Origin of the sequence: Burkholderia contaminans (assembly GCF_029633825.1) — a bacterium.
GTDB classification, from domain to species: domain Bacteria; phylum Pseudomonadota; class Gammaproteobacteria; order Burkholderiales; family Burkholderiaceae; genus Burkholderia; species Burkholderia contaminans.
In genome coordinates, this window is record NZ_CP090641.1 from 1,466,243 (window position 1) to 1,482,030 (window position 15,788).

16 protein-coding genes are annotated in these 15,788 nt (G+C 66.3%); 14 read left to right on the forward strand and 2 right to left on the reverse strand.

Going from position 1 to position 15,788, the window contains the following annotated elements:
* Nucleotides 1-112 precede the first annotated feature (112 nt).
* The 4 genes from dkgB (at nt 113) to LXE91_RS24220 (ending at nt 3,854) form a co-directional block, all read left to right on the forward strand.
* The gene (gene dkgB, locus LXE91_RS24205) at nt 113-919 is read left to right on the forward strand and encodes a 2,5-didehydrogluconate reductase DkgB (RefSeq protein ID WP_039349945.1); all 807 of its coding nucleotides are present in this window, start codon (nt 113-115) and stop codon (nt 917-919) included.
* A 68-nt stretch (nt 920-987) separates the two neighbouring features.
* Entirely contained in the window at nt 988-2,103 is a 1,116-nt protein-coding gene (locus LXE91_RS24210) for an alkene reductase (protein ID WP_039349942.1), read from the forward strand.
* Nucleotides 2,104-2,125: 22 nt separating this feature from the next.
* Nucleotides 2,126-3,136, forward strand: coding sequence for an aldo/keto reductase (locus LXE91_RS24215; protein WP_039349939.1), 1,011 nt, complete (start codon nt 2,126-2,128; stop codon nt 3,134-3,136).
* 172 nt (nt 3,137-3,308) lie between these two features.
* Nucleotides 3,309-3,854, forward strand: a complete 546-nt coding sequence (locus tag LXE91_RS24220) for a DUF3455 domain-containing protein (protein ID WP_039349936.1) — start codon at nt 3,309-3,311, stop codon at nt 3,852-3,854.
* A 120-nt stretch (nt 3,855-3,974) separates the two neighbouring features.
* Here LXE91_RS24220 and LXE91_RS24225 read toward each other — a convergent pair whose 3' ends face one another.
* Complete coding sequence (locus tag LXE91_RS24225) at nt 3,975-4,640, reverse strand: O-methyltransferase (protein WP_039349933.1); 666 nt, start codon at nt 4,638-4,640, stop codon at nt 3,975-3,977.
* A gap of 93 nt (nt 4,641-4,733) precedes the next feature.
* Between LXE91_RS24225 and LXE91_RS24230 the strand changes: the two genes are divergently transcribed.
* From LXE91_RS24230 to LXE91_RS24255, 6 genes are all read left to right on the forward strand, one after another.
* Nucleotides 4,734-5,366 carry a TetR/AcrR family transcriptional regulator gene (locus LXE91_RS24230; RefSeq protein ID WP_223274446.1) on the forward strand — a complete coding sequence of 211 codons (633 nt, stop codon included), beginning with the start codon at nt 4,734-4,736 and terminating at the stop codon, nt 5,364-5,366.
* 528 nt (nt 5,367-5,894) lie between these two features.
* A complete protein-coding gene (locus LXE91_RS24235) occupies nt 5,895-7,283 on the forward strand; it encodes an NCS2 family permease (RefSeq protein ID WP_039349927.1) in 1,389 nt (462 codons plus the stop codon).
* A 214-nt stretch (nt 7,284-7,497) separates the two neighbouring features.
* Nucleotides 7,498-8,091, forward strand: a complete 594-nt coding sequence (locus LXE91_RS24240) for a hypothetical protein (RefSeq protein ID WP_039349924.1) — start codon at nt 7,498-7,500, stop codon at nt 8,089-8,091.
* Between the two features lie 207 nt (nt 8,092-8,298).
* Complete coding sequence (locus LXE91_RS24245; protein WP_039349916.1) at nt 8,299-9,219, forward strand: LysR family transcriptional regulator; 921 nt, start codon at nt 8,299-8,301, stop codon at nt 9,217-9,219.
* Between the two features lie 226 nt (nt 9,220-9,445).
* Nucleotides 9,446-10,228 carry an ABC transporter substrate-binding protein gene (locus LXE91_RS24250; protein ID WP_039349915.1) on the forward strand — a complete coding sequence of 261 codons (783 nt, stop codon included), beginning with the start codon at nt 9,446-9,448 and terminating at the stop codon, nt 10,226-10,228.
* A gap of 225 nt (nt 10,229-10,453) precedes the next feature.
* Nucleotides 10,454-11,569 carry a succinylglutamate desuccinylase/aspartoacylase family protein gene (locus tag LXE91_RS24255; protein WP_039349914.1) on the forward strand — a complete coding sequence of 372 codons (1,116 nt, stop codon included), beginning with the start codon at nt 10,454-10,456 and terminating at the stop codon, nt 11,567-11,569.
* Nucleotides 11,570-11,698: 129 nt separating this feature from the next.
* On the opposite strand, the gene LXE91_RS24260 is transcribed toward LXE91_RS24255, so the two are convergent.
* The gene (locus LXE91_RS24260; RefSeq protein WP_039349913.1) at nt 11,699-12,505 is read right to left on the reverse strand and encodes a MetQ/NlpA family ABC transporter substrate-binding protein; all 807 of its coding nucleotides are present in this window, start codon (nt 12,503-12,505) and stop codon (nt 11,699-11,701) included.
* 308 nt (nt 12,506-12,813) lie between these two features.
* Here LXE91_RS24260 and LXE91_RS24265 point away from each other — a divergent pair, with 308 nt between their 5' ends.
* From LXE91_RS24265 to LXE91_RS24280, 4 genes are all read left to right on the forward strand, one after another.
* Nucleotides 12,814-13,971 (forward strand): porin, encoded by a 1,158-nt coding sequence (locus tag LXE91_RS24265; RefSeq protein WP_039349909.1) that lies wholly within the window; start codon nt 12,814-12,816, stop codon nt 13,969-13,971.
* Nucleotides 13,972-14,183: 212 nt separating this feature from the next.
* A complete protein-coding gene (locus LXE91_RS24270; protein WP_011353838.1) occupies nt 14,184-14,444 on the forward strand; it encodes a DUF2866 domain-containing protein in 261 nt (86 codons plus the stop codon).
* A 124-nt stretch (nt 14,445-14,568) separates the two neighbouring features.
* Complete coding sequence (locus tag LXE91_RS24275) at nt 14,569-14,952, forward strand: DUF6232 family protein (protein WP_039349906.1); 384 nt, start codon at nt 14,569-14,571, stop codon at nt 14,950-14,952.
* 200 nt (nt 14,953-15,152) lie between these two features.
* The gene (locus LXE91_RS24280) at nt 15,153-15,380 is read left to right on the forward strand and encodes a hypothetical protein (protein ID WP_039350095.1); all 228 of its coding nucleotides are present in this window, start codon (nt 15,153-15,155) and stop codon (nt 15,378-15,380) included.
* Nucleotides 15,381-15,788 lie beyond the last annotated feature (408 nt).

Genomic DNA, 15,788 nt, shown 5'->3' on the forward strand with positions numbered 1-15,788 from the left:
ATACTTGATTTCAGATCAAATATTTTTGACCTGAGACGGCGTTTATCTCACCAATCCCGAACGCCACAATGACACCCGTATCGAACCCGTTCCACTTTCCCAGGAGCACCTGATGAGCAAGATTCCCGCCTTCGGCCTCGGTACGTTCCGCCTGCAAGGCCAGACCGTCATCGACTCGGTGCGCAACGGCCTCGAAGTCGGCTACCGCGCGATCGACACCGCGCAGATCTACGGCAACGAGGCCGAAGTCGGCGAAGCGATCGCCGCGTCGGGCGTGCACCGCGACGACCTGTTCCTCACGACCAAGATCTGGGTCGACAACTACGCGCCGGACAAGCTCGTGCCGAGCCTCGAGGAAAGCCTGCGCAAGCTGCGCACCGACCACGTCGACCTGACGCTGATCCACTGGCCGGCCCCCGACAACGGCGTCGCGCTCGACACATTCATGACCGCGCTCGCCGATGCGAAGGCACAGGGTCTCACGCGCTGGATCGGCATCTCGAACTTCAACATCGCGCTGACGAAGGAAGCGATCGCGGCCGTCGGCAAGGACGCCATCGCGACGAACCAGATCGAGCTGAGCCCGTACCTGCAGAACCGCAAGCTCGTCGAGTTCCTGAACGCCGAAGGCATCCACGTCACGTCGTACATGACGCTCGCGTACGGCAAGGTGCTCGGCGATCCGGTGATCGGTGCGATCGCGCAGCGTCACGACGCGACGCCCGCGCAGGTCGCGCTCGCGTGGGCGTTGCGGCTCGGCTACTCGGTGATCCCGTCGTCGACGAAGCGCGAGAACCTCGCGAGCAACCTGCTCGCGCAGACGCTGCGCCTGACCGACGAAGACATGACGCAGATCGCCGCGCTCGAACGCAACGGCCGCGAAGTCGACCCGGCCGGCCTCGCGCCGACGTGGGACTGACCGCACCACCCGCCACTCACATTTGATTCGCCGCGGCCCGCAGGCCGCGGCACCGACAGGACATCTCCATGACCCAGGACCCGCTTTTTCAACCGCTGCAACTCGGCGCGCTGACGCTGCCGAACCGCATCGTGATGCCGCCGATGACACGCTCGCGCGCCAGCCAGCCCGGCGACGAAGCCAACGAACTGATGGCCGCGTATTACGCGCAGCGCGCGAGCGCGGGCCTGATCGTCAGCGAAGGCACCTATATCGCGCCGCTCGGCAAGGGTTACGCGTGGACGCCCGGCATTCACACGCCGTCGCAGGTGGCCGGCTGGCGCAAGGTGACGGACGCCGTGCATGCCGCGCACGGCCGGATCTTCGCGCAGCTGTGGCACGTCGGCCGGCTGAGCCACACGAGCCTGCTCGGTGGCCGGCAGCCCGTATCGTCGTCGCCGCTCCAGGCGAAAGGCGTGAACGTGTTCATCGCCGGTGAAGACGGCAGCACGCCGGGCTTCGTGCAGGCGTCCGAGCCGCGCGCGCTGACAATCGACGAGATCCGCGAGATCGTCGATCAATACCGCGCCGCCGCGCGCCATGCGATCGAGGCCGGCTTCGACGGTGTCGAGCTGCACGGCGCGAACGGCTATCTCGTGAACCAGTTCATCGATTCGAACGCCAACACGCGCACCGATGCGTACGGCGGTTCGCTCGACAACCGGCTGCGCTTCCTGCGCGAAGTCACGCAGGCGCTGATCGACGGCACGGGCGACGCATCGCGCGTCGGCATCCGCCTCGCGCCGCTGACGACGCTGAACGGCTGCGTCGACGACGATCCGGAAACGACCTACCTCGCCGCTGCAAAGCTGCTCGGCGAACTCGGCGTCGGCTACCTGCACATCGCGGAAGCCGACTGGGACGACGCACCGTTGATGCCGGTCGAATTCAAGCGGCAACTGCGCGCCGCGTTCCCCGGCGTGCTGATCTACGCCGGCGCGTACACCGCCGAGCGCGCACGCGAAGCGATCGCCGCCGGTTGGGCCGACCTCGTCGCGTTCGGCCGCCCGTTCGTCGCCAACCCCGACCTGCCCGAGCGGCTGCGCACCGGTGCCGCGCTCGCGCCGCACGACCGCAACACGCTGTTCGGCGGCGGCGAGCGCGGGCTGACCGACTATCCGACGCTGGCCCAGGCCGCGGCCTGAGCCGGCATACCCGGGACTGCTCATGAGAATCTCGCTCCCTTCCCGCCTGGGTTTCGGCACCGCGCCGCTGGGCAACATGTACCGGGACATCCCGCACGAAGAAGCGCTGGCCACGGTCGACGCAGCGTGGGACAGCGGTATCCGCTACTTCGACGCCGCGCCGCTGTATGGCGCCGGCCTCGCCGAGCTGCGCCTCGGCGAAGCGCTCGCGGGGCGCCCGCGCGACGCGTATTCGCTCGGCACCAAGGTCGGCCGGCTCGTCCTCGACGAACACGAGGACGCATCGCAACGCGATCTCGGCGAGAAAGGCGGCCTGTTTCGCCACGGGCTGCCGAACCGGATCGTCTACGACTACACCGAGGACGGCACGCTTCGCTCGATCGACGCGAGCCTCGAGCGGCTGCGCACCGACCGGCTCGACACCGTGTGGATTCACGACCCGGCCGTCGACTTTCACGGCGACGCATGGCACGACGTGTTCGACATCGCGATGTCGGGCGCGGCCAGGGCGCTCACGCGGCTGCGCGACGAGAAGGTGATCCAGGGCTGGGGCCTCGGCGTGAACCGCGTCGAGCCGTGCGAACTCGCGCTCGAACGCGCGGACCCCGACGGCTTTCTGCTCGCCGGGCGCTATACGCTGCTCGACCATGCGGGCGCGCTCGAACGGCTGATGCCGGAAAGCGCCGCGCGCGGGCTCGGGATCATCGTCGGCGGCCCGTACAACTCGGGCGTGCTGGCGGGCGGCACCCACTACGAGTATCAGCCGGCCACGCAGGCCATGCTCGACCGCGTCGCGCGCATCCGCCGGATCTGCGAACGATTCGGCGTCGATGTCCGCGCGGTGGCACTGCAATTCTCGCTCGCGCACCCGGCCGTCGCGGCCGCGATCCCCGGCGCTAGCCGGCCCGATCGCATCGACGACAACCTGCGTCTCGCGGCGGCGTCGATCCCTGCCGAACTGTGGGATACGCTGAAGGCCGAACGCCTGATTGCCGCGCTGGCACCGACGCCGGTGGGCCCGGATCGAGGTTGAATCGGGCAGGCGCGGCCGCGTCAACCAACGGCCGCGCATGCCCGTGCCTCGCGCAAATGCAACGGCTATCGCCACGATTGCCATTTGCGCATTGCAGCCGGTGCAATTGGCGTCTAGCGTTTACGGGTTCGTCGACGTATACCCGTCATCCCACCCGAAAGGATGCCTCGCCATGCGAAGCCGCTTCCCGAAACGCCCCCTGCTACCGGCCGCCGTGGCCTGCGTCGCATTCGCCTTCTGCGCGTCGTCCGCCCGCGCCGACGACTCCGCCGGCCTCGCGCCGCCCCAGCCGGCCACGCCCGTGCTGTCGACGACTGCGGCCGGCATACAGGTCTACACGTGCGACTACGATGCCGGACACAAGCTCGCGTGGGTGTTCCAGCATCCGGAGGCGATGCTGTTCGACGCGAGCGGCACGCTCGTCGTTCGGCACGGTGCCGGGCCGTCATGGGAAGCGCTCGACGGCAGCCGCATTACCGGCAAGAAACTCGCGGAAGCGCCGAGCGCGCGCGCCGGCAGCATTCCGCAACTCCTGCTCGCGGCGACACCGGCCGCAACGGACGCAACGGACGCGAAGGCCACGGCCGGCACGCTCGCCGGCGTGCGCTTCGTGCAGCGGCTCGATACCGCGGGCGGCATGCCGCCGGATGCGGCGTGCTCGACCGAGCATGCGGTCGGCCGCTTCCCGTATTTCGCGCGCTACGTGTTCCTGAAGTGACGCACGACGGCGCCCGAACCACCGGGGCGCCGCTGCGGCTTCGTCCACTGCCCGCATCGCATTGATCAGTTGTCCTCTCCTTGACGGCCGGATGCGTGCCGTCATCAGGTACCGCAGAGCTCAGCCGATCCGCATCGACAACTCGACATCGCCGCCGAACGGCACCGACAGATAGCCGTTCTCCGGCGCGCGCACGTACGCGAGATAGTCGCGGTTGAAATCGGCATTGTCTGCAACGACGAACGCGCCGGGCCGCAACCGGTGTTCGACGCGTGCAAGCACCTCCGGATACAGCGCCTTCGCGCCGTCGAGCAGCAGCAGGTCGACCGAATCCGGCAGATCGGCGGCCAACGTGCGCAGCGCATCGCCCTCGCGGATCTCGACGAGATCGGCCAGCCCGGCCGCTGCCAGGTTCGCCCGCGCCCGCACGACCTTCGACGGCTCGAATTCGCTCGTGACCAGCCGGCCGCCGCCGTTGTCGCGCAGCGCGGCCGCGAGGTGCAGCGTCGAAATGCCGAACGACGTGCCGAATTCGACGATCGACCGCGCGCCGCCGCTGCGCGCGAGCATGTACAACAGCGTGCCCGTCTCGCGCGACACGGCGAGCGGATAGTCCTTCAGGCGCGCATACAGATCGGCGTATTCGGTCTTGCTGCGCATCAGCCGCGCCTGCTCGTCGCGCGACAGGCTGGCGAAGTCCGGGCTCGTGGCGGGCGACGAAGCGTCGGCCTCGTCGAACAGGCGTGCCAGCAGCGAGGCCAGCGGGTCGAGCGTCAGGGTGGTCATGCGAATCTCCGGGTTCAGGTTGAGTGCGTCGTTGCACCTGGCTAGAATATGACGAACTATTCAGGTTTTACTATTCGCATTGGCCAGCCGCTCATGACCGACCGCCCGAACGCCCGGATTGCCACGCGCAAACAGCCTCAGCAGGCTCGCTCGACCCAGCTCGTCGAGGACGTCCTGCAGGCCGCTGTTCAGGTTTTGGCGAGCGAAGGCGCGCAGCGCTTCACGATGGCGCGGGTTGCCGAGCGCGCCGGCGTGAGCGTCGGCTCGCTGTACCAGTACTTCCCGAACAAGGCGGCCGTGCTGTTCCGGCTGCAGCATGACGAGTGGCGGCAGACGGCCGAGATGCTGCGCGGGATGCTGGAGGACGTGAACCGGACCCCGCCCGAGCGGCTGCGCACGGCCGTTCACGCGTTCATCCGTTCGGAATGCGACGAGGCGCGGATGCGCATCGCACTCGACGACGCCGCGCCGCTCTATCGCAACGCGCCCGAGGCACACGAAGCGAAGGCCGCCGGCAACCGCATCTTTCAGGCGTTCATGCGCGAGGCGCTGCCCGATGCACCGGACGCCACGCGCGAACTGGCATGCGACCTGATCACCACCACGCTCACCGCGGCCGGCAAGGCGTTCTCGGAAAGCGAGCGCTCGCCCGATGAAATCGACGCGTATTCGAACGCGATGGCCGACATGTTCCGCGCCTATCTCGACCGTCTCGCGCACAATTGAGGCCGGGGCGACGACGAAAACCGCCCCTGCGCGATCGCGCCATCGTCCGAATGCAGGTTGCGCGCGACGGCGCCCCCCGCCACCGGCCCCTGTTTCCACCGGCCTGGCCGGCCATCATGAAAGACACTTGTAATTTTCGATGCATCTCCCGCTTCCCCCTGCCCGTCGACTCCGCATTCAAATAATCGCCTTAACGGATTCGAACTAGGCGTATACACGCGTGTCGACACGACGAAGCCCCGTTGCACGCCGATATAAGCGCTGAGACATGCGCTGCATGCTCTTCCCCCAATGGGACGTGATGGGCCGTTCGCCTAACCTTCGCTACGGCAAAGCACACGTGACGGGGTCGACACCACAACGCGTCGCACGACGCGACACCCTCGCGATCGTTTCGATTCGCACGTAACGACACGGATCACGCGTCATTCGTCCCCACGACGTTGCCGACAATCCCAACTAGATACGAGACACCCTGACGACGGTTCGCTACGGGCCGTTTCAGCATGCTGATAAAGGAGCAAGCTCATGAGTGATACCCCGGTGCAGCCGACGGTCGGCGTCGGCGCGGAAGAAACTGACTTTGGCACCAAGGGAGTCATCGACCGGTACTTCGGCATTTCGTCGCGCGGCAGCACGCAGCGCCGCGAGATCATTGCCGGCGTCACGACCTTCCTCGCGATGGTCTATTCCGTGTTCGTCGTGCCCGGCATGTTCGGCAAGGCCGGCTTCGACACGAGCGCCGTGTTCGTCGCGGTCTGCCTCACGACCGCGTTCGGTTCGCTGCTGATGGGCCTGTGGGCGAAGCTGCCGATCGCGATCGGCTGCGCGATCTCGCTGACCGCGTTCACCGCGTTCGGTCTCGTGCTCGGCAAGGGGCTGTCGCCGACGGTCGCGCTCGGCGCCGTGTTCCTGATGGGCCTCGTGTTCACCGGCATTTCCGTCACCGGCGTGCGTTCGTGGATCCTGCGCAACCTGCCCGCGGGTGTCGCGCACGGCACCGGCATCGGCATCGGCCTGTTTCTGCTGCTGATCGCATCGAACGACGTCGGCCTCGTGATCAAGAACCCGGGCGCCGGCCTGCCGGTCTCGCTCGGTCAGATCACCGCGTTCCCGGTCATCATGTCGGTCATCGGCCTCGCCGCGATCTTCGGCCTCGAAAAGCGTCGCGTGCCCGGCGGCATCCTGCTCGTCGTGATCGCGATCTCGATCTTCGGCCTGATCTTCGATCCGGGCGTGAAGTACCACGGCATCTTCGCGCTGCCGTCGCTGAGCGCACCGGGCCATGCGTCGCTGATCGGTGCGATGGACATCAAGGGCGCGCTGTCGATGGCCGTGCTGCCGAGCGTGCTGGCGCTGGTGATGACCGCGGTGTTCGACGCGACCGGCACGATCCGCGCAGTGGCGGGCCAGGCCGGCCAGCTCGACGAGAACGGCCGCATCATCAACGGCGGCCGTGCGCTGACCGCGGATTCGCTCAGCTCGATCTTCTCCGGCTTCCTTGGCGGTGCACCGGCGGCGGCCTACATCGAGTCGAGCGTCGGCGTGGCCGCCGGCGCGAAGACGGGCCTCGCGGCTGCCGTGGTCGGCCTGCTGTTCCTCGTCGTGATGTTCTTCTCGCCGCTCGCGGGCCTCGTGCCGTCGTACGCCACCGCACCGGCGCTGATGTACGTCGGCCTGCTGATGCTCGGCAGCGTGAGCAAGCTGCACATGGACGACATGGTCGACGCGATGTCGGGCCTCGTGTGCGCGGTGTTCATCGTGCTGACCGCGAACATCGTGACGGGCATCATGCTCGGCTTCTCGACGCTCGTGATCGGCCGCATCGCCAGCGGCGAATTCCGCAAGCTCAACGTCGGCACCGTGCTCATCGCAGCCGTGCTCGTCACGTTCTATCTCGGCGGCTGGGCGATCTGACCGCGAATCGTGCGCGACGTCGCCGGCAGAAGGACGGCGCGCATCGGGACGACATCGTCTCCTCCACCATCATCGTCGATGGTCTCCAGGCCTGGGAACGCGAGTTTCCAGGCTTTTTTTGTCGATGCGGCGCAGTGCGACTGCGTATCACGGAAACGGCGCGGCGCGAATCCGCCCCCGGTGCTACGATCGGGCTTTGCCTTCAGGAGCCCCCATGAACGCGCTCGGCATCGTCTCCGAATCGAGCACCCGGACGTCGGCGCACAAGCCGCCGTTCATCCCGTCGTTCGGCTTCCACGAAGTGCACGAATCGAAGCCGATCGAGGCCGCGCCGGCGCGCATCATCGACACGGTCACCACGCTCGACATGCGCACGGATCCGATCGTCGACGCCCTGCTCAACGTCCGCGAATTCCCGACGGCCGTTGCCGCGTCGCTGCGCCACGGCACCCCGCGCGGCGAACGCGAACGCTTCGGCCTCCACGCGTTCACGCCGCTGCGTCGCGACGAAACATCAGTGTCGCTCGGCCTGATCGGCCGCTTCTGGCGCCCCGACCTCGGCGTGCTGAAGATCGCCGACACAGCCGCATTCGTGCAGCACGACGACCCGCGCGATGCGAAGCTCGTGCTCCGCTTCGAAGTCGTCGGGCTCGCGTCGGGTGCGCACCTGCTGCGCACCGAAACCTTCGTGCATTGCCCGACCGCTCGCACGCGGCTGCTGTTCATGCCGTACTGGCTCGCGATCCGGATGGCGAGCGGCTGGATTCGGCGCCGCACGCTGACGGCTGTCGAAATGGCGCTGGCGTAGGGCCTCGCCGCACCTGCCATTGCGGCACGCGCGGGCTACCCGCGTCAAAACGGCTTGATCACGACGAGCCCGACGACGATCGCAGTCACGGCTCGCCATACCTCGCCCTGTCGGCACATAACCCTGCGCACGCAACCGTCAGGATCGCTACCGAATGCCGCCACCCCCCATCGCCCGCCCCAGCATCGCGCCAACCGGACCCGATCGATGACCCGCATCCGCAACCCCCTGAACCTCGCGCAGCTCCAGGCGTTCGTCTCCGCCGCGCATCACAAGAGCCTGCGCGCCGCCGCGCGCGAACTCGGCGTCACGCAGCCCGCGATCACGCATACGATCCGCGAGCTCGAAACCGCGCTCAACGCGGAGCTGCTCGCGCGCAGCGTGCGCGGCGTCGAGCTGACCGTGTGCGGCCATGCGCTGCTGCCGCGCGCCGAGCAACTGCTCGGCGATATCCGCCGCACGGTCGAGGCCGTCGAGCAGGTGAAAGGCGAGATGTCGGGGCGCGTGGCGGTCGGCACGATGCCGTCGATCGCGCTGACCGCGCTGCCGCGCGCGGTGACGGCGTTCCGCCAGTCGATGCCGAACGTGAGCCTGCATCTCGAGGAAATGACTGTGCCCGACGCGCTCGCGCAGTTGCGCAACGGCACGCTCGACATCGCTGCGATGCACCACGTGCCGGCGCTCGACCGCGATTTCACGCAATTGCCGCTGCTGTCGACCGAATTCACCGTCGTGATGCGCGACGGCCACCCGCTTGCGCATGCGCGCCGGTTAGAGGAATTGCTCGATGCCGAGTGGATCGTCACCGTGGGCGCCGAGCAGTTTCCGCACAGTGTGATGATCGGGATGTTCGAGGCGCACGGGCTGCCGCTGCCGAAGCGCCTGCTGCGCTCGCCGATGTCGTTCGCGGTGACGCTCGGGCTCGTCGCGCGCTCGGACGTGATCGGCTGCTTCACGCGGCCGCTCGCCGAGATGGTCGCGCCGCTGGGCATCCGCACGGCCGAACTCGACGAAAGCATGCCGCGCTTCGACCTGTCGATCATCGCGCGGCGCGACCTGCTGCCCACGCCCGCCGTCACGCGATTCGTCACGTGCCTGCAGCGCGCGGTCAACGAAACGCTCGGCTGAATCGTTCCTGTGTCTGAAACGGCGACGCCCGTCACGCGCCGCCGCCGGGCCCGGTATCGGGGCTTGTCCTAGGCGCCCTGCCGGTATTTTGTCTTGATAATCTTCCGCACGTCGCGCGCCCGCATCGGGTGGGCGAAACGGACAGCCTGTCGCGAAGCCGCGCCGGGCCGAAGGCTTACGGCGCGGCACAACCGCGCACCCATCGAACAAAACGAGGAGTCACCGAGTGAAAAAGATTCTTGCGGCTGTGACCGTAGCCCTGCTGGCCGTATCGGCAGGCACCGCGTATGCGAAGGACTGGACGACCGTGCGGTTCGGCGTCGACGCAAGCTACCCGCCTTTCGAATCGAAAGGCGCTGACGGCAAGGTGGTCGGGTTCGACGTCGACCTCGGCAACGAAATCTGCCGCCGCATGAACGCGAAGTGCGTGTGGATCGAAAACGACTTCGACGGGATGATTCCGGCACTGAAGGCCCGCAAGTTCGACGGCGTGCTGTCGTCGATGTCGATGACGCCGGCGCGCGAGGAACAGATCGCCTTCTCGGCGAAGCTGTTCAACACGCCGACGCGCCTCGTCACGAAGAAGGGCACCGGCCTGCAGCCGACGGCCGAATCGCTGAAGGGCAAGTCGGTCGGCGTCGAGCAGGGCACGATCCAGGAGACCTATGCGAAGACGTACTGGGCGTCGAAGGGCGTGAACGTCGTGCCTTACCAGAACCAGGACCAGGTCTACGCCGACCTGATCTCGGGCCGTCTGGACGGTGCGCTGCAGGACGCGGTGCAGGCTGAGATCGGCTTCCTGAAGACCCCGCGCGGCGCGAACTTCGATTTCGCCGGCAAGGACATCGACGATCCGAAGACGCTCGGCAACGGCGCCGGCATCGGCCTGCGCAAGGAAGACACCGACCTGAAGGCGAAGATCGACGGCGCGATCGCCGGCATGCGCAAGGACGGCACGTACGACAAGATCGCGAAGAAGTACTTCGATTTCGACGTCTACGGCAAGTAAACCGCCAGCCAAGCGCACGCTTCGCTTCGGCACGAACGGGCTCCGCAAGGAGCCCGTTTTTTTTCGCCGGCGGCGCCGGCAGCGTTATTTTTTCCGCCCCAACCTGATGATTCTCAACGAGAATCGGCGCGCTCTGGCGCCGGTTTGATGGCGGCGAGGAAGGCAACGTACAATCGATCTTCCACGCACACCGGATCATTCGCGGCTGCGCCGCACTCCCCCATCATGCAAACGCAGACCCATCCGCTGATTTCCCCCGCCGTCGGTACCGAACGCCAGATCACGAGCTTTCACTACGGCCCGCGCGGCGGCAAGAAGGTCTATATCCAGTCGTCGCTGCACGCGGACGAACTGCCCGGCATGCTGGTCGCCACGCTGCTGCGCCGCAAGATCGCCGCGCTCGAGACGGCCGGCAAGCTGCGCGGCGAAGTCGTCATCGTGCCCGTGCCGAACCCGATCGGCCTGTCGCAACACGTGTTCGGCGATCACCTCGGCCGCTTCGAGCTCGGCTCGATGCAGAACTTCAACCGCAATTTCTACGATCTCGCGGCGCTCGTGCTGCCGCGTGTCGAACACCGCCTGACGAACGACGCGCAGCACAACCTCGTCGCCGTGCGCGCCGCGATGCGCGAAGCGCTCGACGAGCAGAAGCCGCGCACCGAGCTCGACTCGCAGCGCCTCGCACTGCAGAAGCTGTCGTTCGACGCCGACATCGTGCTCGACCTGCACTGCGACAGCGATGCGGTGATGCACCTCTACACGAATCCCGATCTGTGGCCGGACGTCGAGCCGCTGTCGCGCTACCTCGACGCACAGGCGTCGCTGCTCGCGCTGAATTCGGTCGGCAACCCGTTCGACGAAATCCACAGCTTCTGCTGGTCGGACCTGCGCAACCGCTTCGGCGACCGCTTCCCGATCCCGAACGGCGCGATTTCCGTCACGATCGAACTGCGCAGCGAGCGCGACGTGTCGTACGAGTTCGCCGAAAAGGACGCACAGGCGATCGTCGAATACCTGACCGAGCGCGGTGTCGTCGACGGCACGCCGGCGCCGCTGCCGCCGCTTGCCCATCCGGCCACGCCGCTCGCGGGCACCGATCCGCTCGTCGCGCCGGTGTCGGGCGTGATCGTGTTCCGCACGCCGGTCGGCGTGATGATCGAGGCCGGCCAGGCCGTGGCCGACATCGTCGATCCGCTGACCGATCGCGTTGTCACGCTGAAGAGCAGCGTGTCGGGCGTGCTGTACGCGCGCCAGATCGTGCGCTTCGCGACGGCCGGCATGGAGGTCGCGCGCATTGCCGGCGCGACCGCGATCCGCACCGGTTCGCTGCTGTCGGCCTGAGCGACCGGCCCGCGTGCCGGAGCACGGCGCGCATCGCGTTCACCCGCCCGCACCAACGAAATCGCCCGCTTGCGCGGGCGATTTGCTTTCCGGATCGTCGAGATCCGGCCATCCGGTACGTGAAAACGTTCAGAACGCCGGTACGATCGCGCCGCCGAACTTCTGGTCGATGAACTTGCGCACGTCGTCCGATTCATAGGCCGCGACGAGCTTCTTCACCCACGGCTTGTCCTTGTCCTGCGCGCGCACCGCGATCAGGTTCGCGTACGGCCCGCGCAGATCCTCGATCGCGATCGCATCCTTCACCGGCGTGAGCCCGGCCTTCACCGCGTAGTCGGTGTTGATCGACGCGGCATCGACGTCGGGCAGCGCGCGCGGCAGCTGCGCGGAATCAAGCTCGACGATCTTGATCTTCTTCGGGTTCTCGGCGATGTCGAGCGGCGTCGCGTTCACGCCGTTCGCGCCGACGCCCGGCTTCAGCTTGATCACCCCGTACTTCTGCAGCAGCAACAGCGCGCGGTTGCCGTTCGACGGATCGTTCTGGATCCCGACCTTCGCCCCCACCGGCAAGTCCTTGAGCGACTTGAGCTTTTTCGAATAGAAACCCATCGGCGCCGTGTACGTGAGCCCGACGTTGACGATCTTGTAGCCGCGCTGCTTGATCTGGCTGTCGAGGAACGGCTGGTGCTGGAAGCCGTTCGCGTCGAGATCGCCGGCATCGAGCGCCGCGTTCGGCTGCACGTAGTCGTTGAATTCGATGACCTTGATCGCGAGGCCTTCGCGCGCGGCGACCTTCGTCACCTCGGTCCAGATCTGCGCGTCGGGGCCGCTCATCGTACCGATCTTGAGCGTTTGCGAGTCGGCGTGCGCGCAGGGCGCCGCGAATGCCAGCGCGGCAGCGAGTGCGCCGAGGCCGGTCAGGAATGAACGTCGCATGGTGACCTCTTGTCCCGTGTCGTTTGTTGGAACACGGATCGTGGCATGGGGCCCGAACGCCACCAACCAAGCTTATTTCATGTGCATATTCCTGCTTCCGATCGAATCTCAGTCTGAATCGGTATAACCATCGGCTATACAAGCGGGCAGAATTCGGTGTCGCATCGACGCCACACATTCTTCATATGACAGTCGCTGTCATATTCATTACGTGGCCCCTCGATAAAGTTGCCGCCGGTCCGTGAAAGCGCCCATAGAGAGCGCCGGAACCGCAACTGGACACGCCATTTATTCGCTCGGAGAATCCTTTGAACAAGAAACTGTTGACCATCGCCGTCCTGGCAGCAACGGCCGGCACGGCGCACGCACAAAGCAGCGTGACCCTGTACGGCGTCATCGATGCCGGTATCAGCTACGTGAACCACAGCAAGACCGCCAACGGCGGTACGGGCAAGCTGTTCAAGTACGACGACGGCGTTGCCCAGGGCAGCCGTTGGGGCCTGCGCGGCACCGAAGACCTCGGTGGCGGCCTGAAGGCGATCTTCGTGCTCGAAAACGGCTTCAACAGCGGTAACGGCACGCTCGGCCAGGGTGGCGCGATCTTCGGCCGCCAGGCTTACGTCGGCCTGAGCCAGTCGCAATACGGCACGGTCACGTTCGGCCGCCAGTACTCGTTCTCGACCGACATCCTCGGCTCGAACTACTCGACGGGCGGCAACACGGTCGGCGGTAACTACGCTTACCACGTGAACGACATCGACCAGCTCACGTCGAGCCGCATCAACAACTCGGTGAAGTTCCAGAGCGCGAACTACTCGGGCTTCACGTTCGGCGCGTTGTACGGCTTCTCGAACTCGACGGACTTCGCCGGCGCACCGGCAACGACGACGGGCACGACGACGACGGCAGGCTCGTCGCGCGCATACAGCTTCGGCCTGAACTACGCGAACGGCCCGTTCTCGCTGGGCGCCGCGTACACGGACATCCGCTTCCCGAGCCAGTCGACGCCGGCCTTCTCGACGACGATCGCGAACATCGCAACGGGCAACGTCCGCGACCTGCGCACGTACGGCGTCGGTGGCCGCTACGTCTGGGGCCCGGCAACGGCATGGCTGCTGTGGACGCGTACGCAGTTCTCGACCGTGTCGGGCGCGGGCGGCACGTTCTACAACGCGTATGAAGCAGGCGCGAAGTACGCATTCACGCCGGCTCTGTCGGGTGGCCTCGGCTACACGTACACGAACGCGACGCAAAGCGGCAACTCGTGGCACTGGAACCAGGTCAACGGTATCGCCGACTACGCACTCAGCAAGCGTACGGACGTGTACGGCCTGGTCGTGTACCAGCAAGCGTCGGGCAAGGGCGTGCAAGCGCAGATCGGCTCGAGCACGAGCTACTTCAACACGTCGGGCACCGGTTCGAAGAACCAGATCGCCGCACGTATCGGCATCCGTCACAAGTTCTAAAGCATCCGCTTAACTCGCGGATCACGACGGCAAGAAGCGCCCCGCTCCACGCGGGGCGCTTTTTTATGTGCTTTTAAGTTTCGCTTAATTCTGGGCTGAGAGGATGCTCTCACCCCCCCTGTTGGCCGCCTGAACATCGGCGGCTTTTTTTTTGAACCGCCGACGGCGCCGCCATCGATTGCCCACAAGACGAGACAGGATCGGAGGCCATGATGATCGAAGATACCGTTTTCAGCCATCTGCACGCGATTCTGACGTGCCAACACTCGATGCCGGTACAGAGCTGCCGCGTATCGGTCGAAATGCAGCGTCCGTGGGGACGGCCGTATCGCCTCGTCGAATGGACGATGCATCTCGACGCGCCCGCGCGGCGCCAGATCGTGCCGGCCGAATCGACTGACGAAGAGATCGCCGAAGTGGTCGCCTCGCACGTGCCGGGCCGGCTTTACGGCGACGGCCGCCTGCAGTTCTGAACGCCTTCCCGCTCCATCCGCTTCCCTGGTTTCACCCGCGCCGCACGCATCGTGCGGCAGTCGGTCTCGTTTGATGCCGCAACGAAACCTGCTACGCTGCGCGTTTTCGTCCACGCAACACACGATGGAAAACGCATTCAACGAACGTGGCGTGATGATCACGCGCAACGGGCTGTCGGCCGCCGGGCAGGTATTCGCACTCCGTGACATCCGCCAGGTCGACGTCGTCAAGATTCCGAAGAACCGCCTCGTGCCGTCGCTGATCTCGCTGATCGGCGCGGCCACCGCCGTCGCAGGCGGCATCGCGGGATCGAGCGCCGCGCTCGTCGTCGGCGTGATGCTCGGCGTCGTCGGCTATCTCTCATGGGCCACCCAGGACGTCACGTATCGCCTGATGGTCGAGATGCCCGACGGCAAGCGCGAAGCGCTGTCGAGCGTCGACGTCGAGTTCGTCGAACGCGTCGCGCAAGTCGTGCGCGATGCGCAAGCTGCGAAAGCGGCCGGCTGATTCCGTTCGCCTCCCTGCACGCTTCGATTCGCGGTGCGCCAGGCACGCGTGGCGCGTTTCGCGCCGCGCAACGGCAACGTCGATTGCGCCGTCGAACCGCATTCCGCCTCCCCGTCGCCCACACCGCGCCTGCGCTGCGTCCGCCGAGCGCCTAGTATGGAAAGAGCGGCTCGCCGCCGCATCGTCCGATGGAGGCCAGCATGAACGTCCAGACGCTGTCCGGCACGCTTCGCGCGCAGGAACTGCTGATCGTGTCGATGATCCGCGCGCTTCCCCCTGACACGCGCCGTGCGCTCGTCGACCTCTACACCGAACAGATCGCGTTCGCCGAGCAGGCCGGCCTCGAAGGCCACGGCGATCGCGCGACGCACGACGCGTTCATCACGCATGCGCGCAACCTGCTGATCCGCATCGAAGCGCTGGCCTAGGGCCTGTTCACGCTAATAACGGGCTTGCGCTGGCCACCAGAAGGGCCGAGTGCAAGGATTGCGACGAAGCGAATACTCGATGTATTCGCGAGGAGCATGACGCGGCGATCGGCCCTTCTGGTGGCCAGCCCCACGAATGAATTTTCCCGAACAGGGGAACGCGCCTTGCCGGCCGTATTGCGGCGTCGATCGTCGCTTGTTTGGCTCGGCCAAACGGCGCTCCTCACTCCTTGCACTACGACCGGCAAGGCGCGTTCGCAAGCCCGTTATTAGCGTGAACAGGCCCTAAGCCCGCATTTTTCCCGAATTTCCCGCCGTGGCTCGCGCGAGCCGCGCAGGTAAGCGCTCACCCACGCGAGCCGCTTTCCGTTCTTGTATTGATAATAATTCTCATTTACACTGGTAAAG